This window comes from Flavobacterium agri (genome assembly GCF_013401995.1).
GTDB lineage: Bacteria > Bacteroidota > Bacteroidia > Flavobacteriales > Flavobacteriaceae > Flavobacterium > Flavobacterium agri.
Genome location: NZ_JACBJI010000001.1, coordinates 270,215 through 285,172, shown reverse-complemented (window position 1 = coordinate 285,172; position 14,958 = coordinate 270,215). Strand labels below are relative to the sequence as shown.

General features: G+C 49.3%; 7 protein-coding genes and 1 tRNA gene. 1 reads left to right on the top strand and 7 read right to left on the bottom strand.

From position 1 onward, the window contains the following. Positions 1–105: 105 nt before the first annotated feature. The 7 genes from pgl to HZF10_RS01350 form a co-directional block, all read right to left on the bottom strand. Positions 106–849: a 6-phosphogluconolactonase gene (gene pgl / locus HZF10_RS01380; protein ID WP_176004376.1), complete on the bottom strand. Its 744-nt coding sequence runs from the start codon at positions 847–849 to the stop codon at positions 106–108. Continuing rightward, positions 846–2,369 carry a glucose-6-phosphate dehydrogenase gene (gene zwf / locus HZF10_RS01375; RefSeq protein WP_176004375.1) on the bottom strand — a complete coding sequence of 508 codons (1,524 nt, stop codon included), beginning with the start codon at positions 2,367–2,369 and terminating at the stop codon, positions 846–848. Before zwf ends, pgl begins: the two co-directional genes overlap by 4 nt. A 28-nt stretch (positions 2,370–2,397) precedes the next feature. Continuing rightward, positions 2,398–3,804 carry an NADP-dependent phosphogluconate dehydrogenase gene (gnd, locus tag HZF10_RS01370; RefSeq protein ID WP_176004374.1) on the bottom strand — a complete coding sequence of 469 codons (1,407 nt, stop codon included), beginning with the start codon at positions 3,802–3,804 and terminating at the stop codon, positions 2,398–2,400. 10 nt (positions 3,805–3,814) lie between these two features. Then, on the bottom strand, positions 3,815–4,276 hold the full coding sequence (locus HZF10_RS01365) for an RpiB/LacA/LacB family sugar-phosphate isomerase (RefSeq protein ID WP_176004373.1): 462 nt from the start codon (positions 4,274–4,276) through the stop codon (positions 3,815–3,817). A gap of 3 nt (positions 4,277–4,279) precedes the next feature. Then, on the bottom strand, positions 4,280–6,280 hold the full coding sequence (gene tkt, locus HZF10_RS01360) for a transketolase (RefSeq protein ID WP_176004372.1): 2,001 nt from the start codon (positions 6,278–6,280) through the stop codon (positions 4,280–4,282). Between the two features lie 270 nt (positions 6,281–6,550). Then, positions 6,551–6,635: transfer RNA gene (locus tag HZF10_RS01355), tRNA-Ser, on the bottom strand. A 173-nt stretch (positions 6,636–6,808) separates the two neighbouring features. Then, positions 6,809–7,531, bottom strand: coding sequence for a LexA family transcriptional regulator (locus tag HZF10_RS01350; RefSeq protein ID WP_257008550.1), 723 nt, complete (start codon positions 7,529–7,531; stop codon positions 6,809–6,811). A gap of 376 nt (positions 7,532–7,907) precedes the next feature. Here HZF10_RS01350 and HZF10_RS01345 point away from each other — a divergent pair, with 376 nt between their 5' ends. Beyond that, on the top strand, positions 7,908–14,930 hold the full coding sequence (locus HZF10_RS01345; protein WP_176004370.1) for an Ig-like domain-containing protein: 7,023 nt from the start codon (positions 7,908–7,910) through the stop codon (positions 14,928–14,930). The last annotated feature ends 28 nt before the right edge of the window (positions 14,931–14,958 follow it).

The following is a 14,958-nucleotide window of genomic DNA, read 5'->3' as shown; positions in this document are numbered from 1 at the left end:
TGCGATTTGGGTAAATTTTTTGACTAATTTCGCACGATTCATTCGTATAAAATACAAAAGCCGAAGATGCTACATCTTCGGCTTTTGGCTTATCGCAAATGGTATTTACTCTTTTATCGCATTTACGGATGAAGGTAATTCTGCAGCAGCTGCCTCATCGACCAACCAAATCAGTTCACCTGTAACAGGCTTCAGAAGTTGTGATGGATACTGTTCAGGATTGTACTTGCCCGAAATTACCTGAGAAAATGCGTGCGCTTTATTCGCTCCGAAAACCAAAACGACATTTTTCTTCGCCTTGTTAAGCAAAGGAGCGGTCAAAGTGATTCGGAACATCTGCTGAGGCGCGAGGTAGTAAGCGTCGACCCATTTCGTTTTTTCGTGAAGCACTTCGGTTCCCGGAAATAACGACGCGGTATGTCCATCATCGCCCATTCCTGAAAGAATCAGGTCGAATTCGCCTGAATCGCCCAAATGTTCGCGCAGGATTTTTTCGTATTCTTTGGCCCGCCCTTCTGGTTGAGTGCCGGCTTTCCACATCGGGAAAATATTTTCTTTTGGAAGCGCTATTTTGTCGAGCAACGACGCAAATGCCGCACCCGCGTTGCTTTTTTCGTCTTCGATCGGAACCCAGCGCTCATCGCCCCAGAATACGAATGTATTTTGCCAATCGATTTTACCGCGGTTTTCGGCATCGGATAACAATGCATACAAAATCGCGGGTGACGAACCTCCCGTCAAAGCCACGGTGAATTTTCCTTTTTTGGAAACGGCCTCTTGTGCCGAAGCGATGAAAATTTCGGCAGCGGCTTGGCTCAATTGGTTTTTATCTTGGAATATACGGATCATTGTTTGTGTTTTTTCTGTGTCGTATGCGCATTAAGCGACCAGACGTGCCCTTGTCTTGCAATGAGCGCCTCGGCACTTTCGGGTCCCCAGGTTCCCGCGGCATAATTCGGGAAATCGAGAGAATCGCGGCTTTCCCAAGCTTCGAGTATAGGCGTGATCACGTCCCAGGCTTCCACAACCTGATCAGAACGCATGAACAGTGTCGTATCTCCGTGCATGGCGTCCTGCAACAATGTTTCGTAAGCTTCAGGCGTTTGGGTCGAACAGTCGTCGTAATCGAAAATCATTTCCGAAGGATTCAAGTTCATCTCAAGGCCTTGCTTTTTTGACATGAACCGCAATCGGATATCCATAGAAGGTTGGATGTTGATCGTGAGTCGGTTCGCCATCAAGCTGTCTTCCTGCGTTTTTGAAAACGTGGAATGCGGCACGGGACGAAACTGGATCGTAATCGACGATATTTTTTCCTGCATCCTTTTCCCGGTGCGCAGATAGAACGGAACGTCCTGCCAACGCCAGTTGTCGAGATAGAATTTGATTGCCGCAAAGGTTTCGGTATTCGAATTCGCATCGACCTGTGGCTCATCGCGATAAGCTTGTACCTTTTTCCCTTGTACCCAACCCGCGTCATATTGGCCACGGACGGCATAACGATGTACTTCTTCGGGACGGATACGGCGTATGGCTCGCAACACGTCCACTTTCCTGTTCCTGATTTCCTCGGCATCGAAAGAGACCGGCGGTTCCATGGCGACCATGCACAAAATCTGGAGCAAGTGATTTTGGATCATGTCGCGCAACGCTCCCGCGCCTTCGTAATATCCGCCGCGTTCCTCTACTCCTACTTCCTCGGCAACGGTAATCTGCACGTAGTCGATGTAATTGCGGTTCCAAAGCGGTTCGAAAAGCGTATTGGCAAAACGGAACGCAAGGATATTTTGTACCGTTTCTTTTCCGAGATAATGGTCGATGCGGTAAATCTGTTGCTCCTCGAACGTCTTGGAAAGCAACTTGTTGAGTGCAATTGCCGTCTCTTTGTTATGTCCGAATGGTTTTTCAATGATGATCCGGTCGGTTTTCGGATGATCGGCCAGTTTCGATTTCTTGATGTTCACCGTAGCCGTTTCAATGAATTGAGGCGAGACCGAAAGATAAAACAGGCGTTCGGCACGAATTCCCCATTGCTTATCGATGGAATCCATTTTTGCTGCAAGTGCCTTATACGATTCCAGATCATTGATATCGGAAACGAAATAGTTCACCGATTTCGCGAACTGCTCCCATTTTTCGGCATCGGGTTTTCCTTTACGCGAAAACTTCGTAAGCCCGTCGAACAGATGAGCGGCGTAGTCGGAATCGTGCAATTTGGTACGTCCGAGGCCGATAAGGGCGAATTTCTCGGGCATCCAGCCATCGAGATATAGATTGTAGAAAGCCGGAATCAACTTGCGGTTGGCAAGGTCTCCGGTACCGCCAAAAATGACGATGATGGTAGGGTTTGTATTTTTAACGGAAGGCATGTCGTGTTTGTTGGTTTAAAATGTGCAGTTATTCCCAAATGGTGTGGAAGAAACCTTCCTTGTCTGTGCGTTCGTAAAGGTGCGCCCCGAAAAAATCGCGTTGCGCCTGGATCAGGTTGGTAGGCAGTACCGCGCTTCTGTAACCGTCGAAATAACTCAACGAAGACAAAAATACCGGAGCCGGAATACCTTTGTCGATAGCGAGTTTTGCGATTTTTCGCGCCGCTTGCTGACGATCGAGAACTAATTTGGCGATATCCTTGTCGAGCAATATGTTCGATAATTGAGGATTTGACGCGAACGCCGAGCGGAAGTTTTCAAGACAGGCCGCACGGATGATACAGCCGCCGCGCCAGATTTTGGTGACTTCCTTGAGATCGATTTCGTATTGGTATTCTTTCGAAGCGATGGACAATTGCGCCAAGCCCTGCGCATAAACGTTGATCATCGCAAAATAATACGCATCCTTGAGCGATTGGGCGATTGTAGCGATGTCGATTTTCTCTTGTTGTGAAGCGCTGTGCAAAATCTCCGACGCCAAAAGTCGTTCTTGCTTATGGGCCGAAAGATTCCGCATGGTCACGGCCGAATCGATCGACGGAACCGGTGCCTGCAAATCCATTGCGTTTTGGGAAGTCCACTTTCCGGTACCTTTGGAACGCGCCCAGTCCGAAATGACGTGAACCAGTAAGTCTCCTGTTTCTTCATCTTTGACTTTAAGGATTTCGGCGGTAATCTCTATCAAAAACGATTGAAGTTCTCCTTGGTTCCAGTCTGCAAACAGTTTTTGGATATCGGCGTCGTCTGCACCAAGTCCGCGCTTGAGCAGGTCATAGGTTTCGGATATCAGCTGCATGATCGCATATTCGATTCCGTTGTGCACCATCTTGACATAATTTCCGGCCGAACCGTTGCCCATATAAGCTACGCAAGGATCGCCGTTGACTTTCGCCGCGATCGCTTCAAAAATCGGACGCAATCTTTCATAGGCCAATTTGTCGCCGCCCGGCATCATGCTCGGTCCGAAACGCGCGCCGCTTTCTCCACCGGAAATTCCCATCCCGAAGAAATGGATGCCTTTTTCCTTGAGCGTGGCAAACCTGCGATTGGTATCGGTAAAATAGGAATTGCCGCCATCGATGACGATGTCGCCTTGTTCCAAAAACGGCAAAAGGTTTTCGATCGCAAGATCTACCAACGATCCCGCCGGAACAAGCAACATAATTGCTCTGGGTGTCTTTAAGGATTTGGCGAATTCCTCGGGAGAAGTCGTGCCGAAAACGGATTGTCCGGGTTTTGCGGCGGCTTCGAACGAGGCCGCTTTTTCTGCGCTAAGATCGAGTCCGGCGGCAGAAAAACCATGGTCGGCTACATTGAGCAGGATGTTGCTGCCCATTACCCCAAGGCCTACCGTCCCAAAATCATATTGATTCATGTGATTTGATTTATGTATTAATGTCGTGTTTGTTTTCGAGTGCGATAACTTTGTCGAGCCTTCGTTGAAAACGCTCGCCTCCGTCGTATCTGGCATTGATGAATGTTCGTATGAGTTCGGAAATCAGTGCAGCGCCCAAAACCCGTCCGCCGAGGCACAACAGGTTCATATCGTCGTGTTCGACGCCTTGGTGCGCGGAATACGTCTCGGTAATCAGTGCCGCGCGCACGCCTTTGATTTTATTTGCCGCGACGGAAACACCGACACCGCTTCCGCAAATGGCGATTCCTTTTTCGACTTCGCCTTTGGAAACGGCATTTGCCAGCGGCACGATGATATCGGGATAATCGTCTTGGGCGTCGTATGAAAAAGCGCCGAAGTCTTTGACATCGAATCCGGCGTCGAGAAGTTCTTTGAGCACGGCTTGCTTTTGTTCGAATCCGGCGTGATCGGCAGCGATTCCTATCTTCATATCTTATTTGTTAAGAAGCGCTTTGGCTCGTTGGTACACATTTTCTATGGTAAAACCGAAATGACGCAGCACTTCGTCTCCGGGTCCCGATTCGCCGAATCTGTCAATTCCGATCACATCGCCTTCCGCAGTGATATATTTATACCAAGCCTGCGTGATTCCGGCTTCGACCGCCAATCGCTTATGATTGGACGGCGGTAAAACGCTGTCTCTGTATTCCTTGGTCTGTTTTTCGAACAATTCGAACGAAGGCATACTGACTACGCGTGCGGCGATTCCTTCTTTTTGCAGTTTTTGCTGTGCGCCGAGGATCAGTTGTACTTCGGAGCCAGTCGCAATCAGTATTATGTCGGGTGCCGTATCGGAATCGTTAAGGATATAGGCGCCTTTGGATACGTTCGATGCCGGCGCGAATTTTTGCTGATCGATAATCGGAAGTTTTTGTCTGGTCAAAATCAACGCGACCGGGCCTTTTTCACGCTGGATCGCGATGCGCCACGCTTCTGCGGTTTCATTGGCATCGGCAGGACGGATTACCGCGAGGTTCGGTATCGCCCTTAGCGCGGTCACATGCTCGACGGGCTGGTGCGTCGGTCCGTCTTCACCCAAACCGATACTGTCGTGCGTAAAAATATAGGTCACGGGAACTTCGGTGAGCGCCGCCAAACGGATGGCGCCTCGCATGTAATCGGAGAATGTAAGGAAAGTTCCGCCATAGGTACGTGCACCTCCGTGTGCCGCAATTCCGTTAAGGATTCCACCCATGGCATGTTCGCGCACACCGAACCAGATATTGCTTTTATCGTAATGTTCGGGCTGGAAGCTGTCTTCTCCTTTTCCGGGTGTGCTGTTGGAACTCGCCAAATCGGCTGAACCGCCAATGACCCAAGGCACATTTTTTTTGATCAGTTCGAGTACTTTTCCCGAAGCTTCTCTGGTAGCAATAGATTCATCGGCGTTGAAGACCGGAAAATTTATATCCCAATCTTCGGGAAGACCACCGTTGAAACTGGTTTCGAATGCTGTCGCTTTTGAAGGATTCGCCTTGGCGTACGCATCAAATTTTGATTGCCATTCCCCATATCGCTTTTTGCCTGTTGCGATTTGACTGTCGAATAATGCTTTCGCTTGCGTCGGGATATAAAACGCTTCATCTGGATTCCAGCCGAAATATTCTTTGGTTTTCTTAAGATTTTCCTCACCCAACGGATTGCCGTGGACTTTATTTGTCCCTTGTTGCGGACTTCCGAAACCAATTATCGTCTTGACGGATATCAATGACGGTTTTTGCGTTTCCTGTTGAGCCAAACGTATCGCCTGCTCGATTTCGGCCAAGTCGTTCCCGTCTTTTACGGTAATGGTATGCCACCCGTACGACTGGAAACGCTCGGGAACATTTTCCGTAAAGGCAAGGCTTGTAGGTCCGTCGAGCGAAATCTGGTTGTCGTCATAGAGATAGATCAGTTTACCGAGTTTGAGATGTCCGGCCAATGAAGCCGCTTCGGATGCGATGCCTTCCATGAGGTCGCCGTCGCTTACGATAGCATAGGTATAATGGTCGATAATTTCGTGGCCATATCTTTCGGAAAGGAACGCCTCTGCGATCGCTACACCGACGCCGTTGGCAAAACCTTGTCCCAAAGGACCGGTCGTAACCTCGATTCCGGGAACCAATGTCGATTCGGGATGTCCGGGTGTTTTTGAACCCAATTGCCTGAAGTTCTTGAGTTCAGACATCGGCAGGTCATAACCGTAAACATGCAGCAAGCTGTACAGCAAAGCAGAGCCGTGTCCTGCGGACAAAATGAAACGGTCGCGATCGGGCCATGACGGGTTGTGCGAATCGAATTTTAAGAAACGACTCCAAAGCACATACGCCATGGGCGCTGCACCTAAAGGCAAACCCGGATGCCCGGAATTGGCTTTCTGGACCATATCTGCCGACAGGAATCTTAAAGTATTGATCGCCAACTGGTCATCGGAGGAAAACTGTGATTGCGCCATGGTAAACTTTTATTCCCAAAGTTAAGATTTGCTTGGCGGATGACCGCTATGGAAATGACAAATTTTAACAGCTTACTTTCTGTTTTCGGCATTACTCAATTAAGAGCGATATATAATGGTCAAAATCAAGAATATGGCCGGTAAATCCAACAGAAAGAACACTTTCATTTCTATTCGGGAATCCTATCGCACACGATGAAATCCGACACAAAAGAAAAACCCTCTAAATCTTATGATTTAAAGGGTTTCGGTTTGCTTTGAAAGCTTTTGCGGAGAAAGAGGGATTCGAACCCCCGGACCTGTTACAGTCAACAGTTTTCAAGACTGCCGCAATCGACCACTCTGCCATTTCTCCAATAAGTGCACTACCATTGCTGATTGCGGTTGCAAATATAGCAACGCTTTTCTGTTTTCCAAACTATTTTTTTCAAAAAAACAGCTATTCTTTACGAAACGGAAAAACCGCTCGATAAACGCCTAAAAATCAAACGCAAATGGAAATAAAAAAAACCGGTAGCCCGGTCTTTATTATTGTTTATCGGTTATTTCATTCTTTTTCATGAACGAATTTATCTTCCGGAGACTGTCATTTATGAACGTAAAACGGCTTTCGTGGTTCATATCGTAAGAAAGTACGCCTCGAACAAGCCATACTTCGGTTATTTCAGATTCACTCAACACGACATCGTTATAGAAGTCATTGTCATTGACCAATAGCACCTGATCGGCTTTGTATTGCCCCTTTCCTACACGGTTCAGGAAAATACCTTTGTTCTTGCTCACGATCACCGCTATCTTGTTGTCGCGAACGGCATCTAACGTGGCCGCTTCGCAAATAACGAATGAATTTTCATCTATTAAAGGAAACATGTTATTGCTTACCACCTGGAAAGCGAGCGAATTCTCTACGGCAAGGAACGGGAATTTGTATTTGGGTACAATTTCCATGAGTCCCTGACGATCTGCTCCCGATGCGTACTGGAATTGAACTTCACGCGTAATCAACGGCGTAGAAGCAGACGAATCGACAGAAGTTCGCTTATTAAGGAAAACTTCGTTCAAATCGAGCTCATACAGTTCGCATATTGAGATGACCGTTTCATAATCGAGACTATTGCGTTTTTTCCAAGTTGAAATCGTATTCGGCCTGATATTAAGGAATTCTGAAAGCTGAATATCGGTCTTTAACTTCAATAGCAATTTCAATCGATTGATAACATCATTCGCATTTTGTGAGTTTTTTTCTTGCATATTCGCAAAATGTATGCTATCTTTATCTTACGAGATAAAAATATGGTTATGAATTCTTACAAAAATTCAACCATATAAATCGTCGGGGGCTTACAATTTATATAGCCTGTAGGCCATAAATAACCCGATTTTCAGAAGCGGATTATGTCTGGGTTAACCGAAATCGCAATTTGCGAATGATTCGGTTTTGTTTTTAGAAATTTTAATCGCATCCTGTATTAATGTGGTATTTTAAACAGTCTGCGAGCCTAGCAAATATAGAATTTTTCATACAGCAAACAATTAAACAAAACTTAATTTTTAAAACAAGTAGGAATGAAATAGTTAAAAAACACTTCCGATCCCCACACCTTACTATTAACTTAACACTTTACTTATGAAATTGAATTCTACGTTCAACAGAATGTACGTATTTCAGTGCATTCTTATCCTTTTCTTACCGATTCTTCTTACAGAGCCCGCCAAAGCTCAGTCGGTAAGAGTGTACACCGAAACGATTTCAAGCCAAAGCAACACCGACAACGCGACAAACGCCACGGACGAGAACCTTACCACTCGTGCCCGCGTACGCGCCAGTTCGGGTTTGGCTTTAGGAATCGGAGCTTATTCAGGACACATCGAACTTCAATATGATGCGCTCCTTCCTGCCAACACCACATCATACGTAAAAATCGAGACAGACGACAATCTGTTGCCGGCCCTTTTGGGAGGAAGCCTCGGAGGCGTGCTTTCCGATGTTTTGGGCGGCGTGCTTATCGGAAACCAGGAGTTCACCGTTCAGGCGCGCAACAACGGAACCGTCGTGCTGCAAGGCGACAGTCAGGATGCGGGCGAATTTGCGACGAACAGATTAAGAATCGTAACCGACGAAAACGGGGACTATTTCATCGCCATCACGCCTGCTCAAGCCTACAACCGCATACGCCTTACGAATCGCCTCGGCAGTCTTTTGGGGTTCTTCAATACAAGGAATCTCGATGTGTATGATGCGTTTTATATTTCGGATGCCGATGATTGCGGCCAGCCTTCGTATACCTCATTCAGCGGAAGCGGGATCACGCTCGACCTGATAAACCTCGCAGGAGCCGGAGTCGATAATCCTCAAAACGCGATCGACGACAACACGGCGAATTTCTCTCAATTGAGTTTGGGAATACTTGGCGTAGCCGCTTCCATTGAGCAAACAGTCTATTTCGATGGGTTATCCGATGCCAACGACCAATTCAATATCAGGTTGCGACTCAATCCGTCTTTGGTCGAAGTGGGCGTTGCGAACAACATCCAGATCATCGCCCAAAACGGTCCGAATACCGTACAGACGATGACCATGGGATCGCTGTTAAGTCCCGAATTATTGGGCTTGCTGCAATCGAACCAAGTCGTAACCATTCCTTTCCAGACCTCATCGCCGGCCAGCAGGATTACCGTGCGATTCAATGCGTTGCTCAATGTGCAACTGAACCAAAGCCTCGATCTATACGGGATCACGAGAGTACCCCGAGCACCGGTCATTACAGATCCGTTTACGCTTGATCCTAAAATCTGCGCCGGAAGCGCGGCTTCACTTATCGCAACGACCGCTTCAGGCTATGAATTGCATTGGTTTTCTGCTGCACAAGGCGGGTCAACGTTAGCCACCACGCAATCGGGTCAACCGTTCGTGACGCCAGTACTTATGGCCGATACGTCTTACTATGTCGCTGCCGTGAAAATCGGATGCCCCGAAGAATCGTCTCGTGTACGCATCAATGTAGATGTCGTGCCATTGCCTACCGCAGCCGACATCGAAATCTCTTCACCGCTGAGCGCGTGTCAAGGCAACATTACCCTTACACCTACAACCTCGCTAGAGAATGCTGTCATCAGATATTACACGAACCAGAACATGACCCAGGAAATCACCACCGGATATTCTGGCGATGCCGGTGTCACGTATGTCAAGAATAACACGACCGGCGCATTGACGATCAGCGGATTATCCGCAGCCAATTCGCCATACGAATACTACATCGCCTTGCAAGTAGACGGATTGTGTACCAACGCAACTGGAACGCTCAAGGAAGTCGTCGTGAACTATTCAAGCCAATTGGTCGTTCAGGCGCAGGCCAATCTTGAAGGATGCGGCTCTGTGAACCTTGCGGACGCCATCCAGAACTTCGACCCGAACAACACCTATCTTTTCTTTGACGGTTCGAACAATCCGATTACCGCCGAAGCTACTGCCAATACCACGACAAGCGGCACCTATTCCATCCAAGCCCAAGGCCCGAACGGCACTTGTGCTTCCGCGCTTGCCTCGGTCAATGTAACCGTAAACCAACAACCTACGATTACGGCTACGGGCAATGCCATCGTGACCAATGTAGGCAACAGCGTTACGCTTAATGCGACTTCTTCTTCGGGAACTATTATTTGGTATAACCAAAATGGCGATGCGCTGGCTTCGAACACCACCGCTGCTTTCACTTCGACCGGAGTGTACACCTTTACGGGAATCGCAACCGTCGGAAGCTGTTCGGCAAGCATCGTGATCACCGTAACTGTTTTGGACGCGAACGAATGCCCTCCGTTGACCCAACCCGATTTCGCGACCATGCAAAGTTCGGGCTCGATCATAACCGGAGGCGTTTCGAACGGAAATAACGCCGTAGACGCCAATCTACAGACGCATTCCACCGTCACGACAGGAATCGGATTGTTGGGAATCGGCACGACCTGGCAAACCTTGCAATGGGAAGAAACGATCCCGGCCGGAACTCCGGTAACGGTCAAATTGGGATCCGAATACAGCGGATTGGCTTTGATCGGCGGATTTTCCGTAGTCGGAACCAAACGCAATGGTTCGGGAACCCCTACTCCGATCGGAAACGCACAACAGGTTTCGGGTTCTTTATTGAACTTGCTTCCAGGAGAAAACACGTTCGAATATACTTTCGTCCCATCCAACGGATCAGGTCCGCAAGACTTTGATGGCGTACGTGTCATTATCGCTTCTACGGTAAGCTTGGCCCAAAACGCGAAAGTTTTCGACGCTTATTATACCACTTCGGCCACTCAGGTTGCCTGCGGAGACGATGCGCGCGACGTACTTTACGGAGCCGTAGACCTTGGTGTCGGTGCTTTGACTGCAACGGTCGGAGTTGACGACGCTTTCGAGGCCATCGACAATAGCCAGACCTCATCCGCGACGATGTATAGCGGATTGGGCGTCCTCGCGGCAGCCGAGATGACCGTGGTGTTCAACACGCCGTCCATCGAGGGCGACCAGGTACGCATCCGGATTTCAAAACCGGGTTCTTTGTTGAGTTTGTCGCTTTTGGGCGGATTGTCCATCCAACCGATGTTGGGCAATGCCGTTTCGGGATCTAACATCACGACTTCGCTGTTGTCTTTGCAATTGCTTGGCGGAGGCGAGTCGGCAATCGTAACGTTTACGCCCGATGCCACTTTCGACCGTTTGCGCATCCGCTACGGCGGAGTCGCGGGCGTTCTTGAATTCCTCAACGTTCACGATGTCGAACGATTGGCAAATACACATGTGATCGGCGCCGATCCGACGAATACCATTACGGCTTGTCAAGGCGAGACGATTACGCTCGAAGCCGCTCCGATTGCGTGTACCACTTTTATCTGGTACGATGCCGAAGTTGGCGGAAACGTGGTCGCCACAGGAAATTCGTTTACGATTCCTTCCGATTTGCCGGCCGGCCCGCATACGTTCTGGATCCAACCGATCCGTTTCGGATGTGCATTTTTGAGCCGCGGCAGCGTGACCGTGAACGTAACGGAAACCGCTCCCGAAAACGGCATCCAAAGCGTCACGATCAACGGTGGTGCCGAATCATCATTTTGCGCTCCTGACGGAAACGTGACGTTGATCGCCACTTTGGCCGCGGTCATCACGATCACCGATCCTATATTCTACTGGTATTCTTTCGACGGCACGACACAAACCCTGATCGCCGGAGAAACCTCATCGACTTTACAGTTGACGGGACTTGCACCGGGTTCATACACCTATTTCGTCGGATTCAGTTCGAATGAATATTGCCAGACTGCCGAAGCCGACCGCACGCGCATCGACTTCATGATCCTGCCGTCTTCGGTCGCAGCCGATATTTCGGTGGCCGATACGGGAATCTGCCTTGACGGAACGGCTGTCATCACACCGACGAGCACGCTTTCGAATCCTGTCTTCACGTATTACTTCACCAACGATACGACCCAGCCAATTTTAGACGGTATGACCGTAGGAAGCGTGACGTTCGACATCGCACCGAACGGCATACTGACGATTACAGGTCTCGACGAATCCAATAGCCCATATACGTATTACATCGCGCTTACAAGCGGCACGACCTGTATCAACCAAGCCGGAAATCTTGAAGCCGTGACCGTGACTGTAGGCAGTTTGCCGACACCGACGACTTTACAGACGACACAGAATTTCTGTACCGCGAACAATCCGACCGTGGCCGATTTGCAGGTCAACGAAACCGGCGTGTTGTTCTATGACGCGCCAACCGCAGGAAACCTTCTCTCTACTACTACTCCTTTGGTCGACGGGGAAATATATTACGCGACTTTGTCCGATGGCGTGTGCGAAAGCGAAACCCGTCTGGCCATTACCGTTACCATCGGAAATCCTGCAACGCCAACTACGAACGACAATACGCAGACGTTTTGTGCGGTCAATAACCCGACCGTCGCCGACATCCAGGTCAACGAAACCGGAGTCGTGTTCTATAACTTGCCGATTGCGGGAATTCCTTACGATCCGACAACTCCGCTGACCAATGGCATTTATTACGCCGCCATCGTCGACGGACTGTGTGAAAGCGAAGATCGTTTGGCAATTACCGTCACGATAAGCGACCCTGCGACGCCAACTACTGACGATGCTTCACAGGATTTCTGTGCGGGCTTGAATCCTACGGTTGCCGATCTCGATGTAAACGAATCGAACATAGCGGTTTACGACGTAGCTAGCGGCGGAACGGCTTTATCAGCAAATACGCCACTTGTGACAGGTACTTATTACGCGACTTTGGTCGAAGCCGGAACAGGTTGCGAAAGCTCCGTACGCCTTGAGATTGCCGTAAACGTGAACAACGTCGGCACTCCGACTACGAACGATGCCACACAGGATTTCTGTTTGGTCGATATGCCTGCCGTTTCAGACATCCAGGTCAACGAAACCGGCGTGATTTTCTACGATGCAGCCGATGGCGGAAACGCTTACGACCCGTCGACTCCACTTGTTTCGGGAATGTATTATGCCGCTTTGGTCCTCGGACTTTGCGAAAGCGACACACGTCTTGAAATCGTAGTGAATGTTGCCGATCCGGCGTCGCCGACAACCGATGACATGACCCAAACGTTTTGTTTGAGCGACAATCCTACGGTTGGAGACATTCAGATCAATGAAGCGAACATCGTGGTTTACGGCATCATGAACGGAACGCCGCTTGACCCGTCGACACCTCTTACCGCCGGAGTTTATTATATGGCCAATGTAGAAAACGGATGCGAAAGCTCGATACGACTTGAGATTACAGTGATCATAGACGATCCGGGCATTCCGACCACAAACGATGCGACCCAGAACTTTTGTGCCGCGAACAACCCGACAGTCGGTGACATCCAGGTCAATGAAACTGGCGTCGTATTCTTCGATGCTCCGACCGGAGGCAACCAGTTCAGCGCTTCAACCCCACTTACCGCAGGAACGTATTACGCGGCTTTCGGAAATGTGGATTGTGAAAACGCGCCACGTCTCGAGATTGCCGTGACCATCGGAAATCCGGCCACGCCGACGACGAACGATGCAACACAAAACTTCTGTTCTATAGACGCGCCGACGGTTGCCGATATACAAGTCAACGAAACCGGTGTTATTTTCTATACGACACCGAACGGCGGAACACCTTTGGCCGCTTCGGCACCATTGACGAACGGCACGTATTATGCGGCTTTGTCCGATGGCAGTTGCGAAAGCGCGATCAGACTTGAAATCGCGGTGACGATCGGAAATCCGGCTACGCCCACGACAAACGACGCTTCTCAAGAATTCTGTCTTGCGGATAATCCGACTGTTGCCGAAATCCAGGTCAACGGAACAGGTGTGATTTTCTATTCGGCCGCGACCGGAGGAACACCATTGGCCGCCACTACTCCACTGACGAACGGTACGTATTATGTTGCCGCATCCGACGGAACTTGCGAAAGCGCGGTACGTCTGGAAATCGCGGTCACGATCAGCAATCCTGCGACGCCTACCACAAACGACGATTCGCAGATTTTCTGTCTCGCGAACAATCCGACAGTAGCCGATCTTGAAGTGAACGAAGCCAACGTAGTATTCTATACACAACTTACGGGCGGAACTCCACTATCAGCTTCAACCGCTTTGGTAACCGGAACATATTACGCCGCTTTGGTCGAAGGTAACTGCGAAAGCAGCGTGCGACTTGAGATCGACGTGATGGTTTCAGGTTCCGATACGGCCCAGATCACAGGTGGCGACGGCGAATCCTGCATTTCAGAAACGGTGACGTATTCGACGACTGCGGGCATGCTCAATTACCAGTGGAATGTCGTTGGCGGAACGATCGTATCTGGCGGAACCGCTACAGACAACACCGCAAACATAAGTTGGGCGACCATCGGAGTCGGCGTGGTTTCGGTCGTATTTACCGATGCGAACTGCGGCAATACGGCTTCTGCTTCGCTTAACGTGAACATTGCGGTTTGTTCCGACCTTACGATCACGAAAGTCGTCGACAACTTCAATCCGAACATTGGCGATGAAGTCACGTTCACGATCACGGTCAACAACGAAGGCATCAGCAATTTCACGAATGTGATCATCAACGAAACGTTGCCTTCGGGTTATACGTTGGTCAGTTTCCATACTTCGGAAGGTGTTTATGTTCCGGCAACGGGATTGTGGACGATTCCTTCACTTCTCGGAAACAATTCGGCTACACTTACCGTAACGGCTATAGTAAACCCAACGGGCAATTACATGAACAGCGTCACGATCGACGATTCCGTTCCCGATGATTCTACCGTATTGAACAACGGAGCCGAGGCTTGGGTAGAACCGATCTGCCTTATCGTGTACAACGAGTTCACGCCTAACGGAGACGGCGACAATGAAACATTCCGCATCGATTGTATCGAAAATTATCCGAACAATATGTTGCAGGTCTTCAATCGCTACGGCGTGATGGTGTACAAAATGCGCAGCTATCAGAACAATTGGGACGGTATCGCCAACCAGAATTCGCCGATAAACGAAGACAAGATGCTTCCCGCCGGAACGTATTACTATACGCTCGAACTCAACGACGGCAGCGGCGTGACCAAGTCGGGATGGATGTACATCTTGCGCTAATCAGGAAAAGCCATTAACCAAAAATTTG

Coding starts and splice junctions, on each gene's coding strand:
- HZF10_RS01365 (WP_176004373.1), bottom strand. CDS start 4,276: ATGAAGATAGGAATCGCTGCCGATCACGCCGGATTCGAACAAAAGCAA.
- HZF10_RS01350 (WP_257008550.1), bottom strand. CDS start 7,531: ATGCAAGAAAAAAACTCACAAAATGCGAATGATGTTATCAATCGATTG.
- tkt (WP_176004372.1), bottom strand. CDS start 6,280: ATGGCGCAATCACAGTTTTCCTCCGATGACCAGTTGGCGATCAATACT.
- gnd (WP_176004374.1), bottom strand. CDS start 3,804: ATGAATCAATATGATTTTGGGACGGTAGGCCTTGGGGTAATGGGCAGC.
- pgl (WP_176004376.1), bottom strand. CDS start 849: ATGATCCGTATATTCCAAGATAAAAACCAATTGAGCCAAGCCGCTGCC.
- zwf (WP_176004375.1), bottom strand. CDS start 2,369: ATGCCTTCCGTTAAAAATACAAACCCTACCATCATCGTCATTTTTGGC.
- HZF10_RS01345 (WP_176004370.1), top strand. CDS start 7,908: ATGAAATTGAATTCTACGTTCAACAGAATGTACGTATTTCAGTGCATT.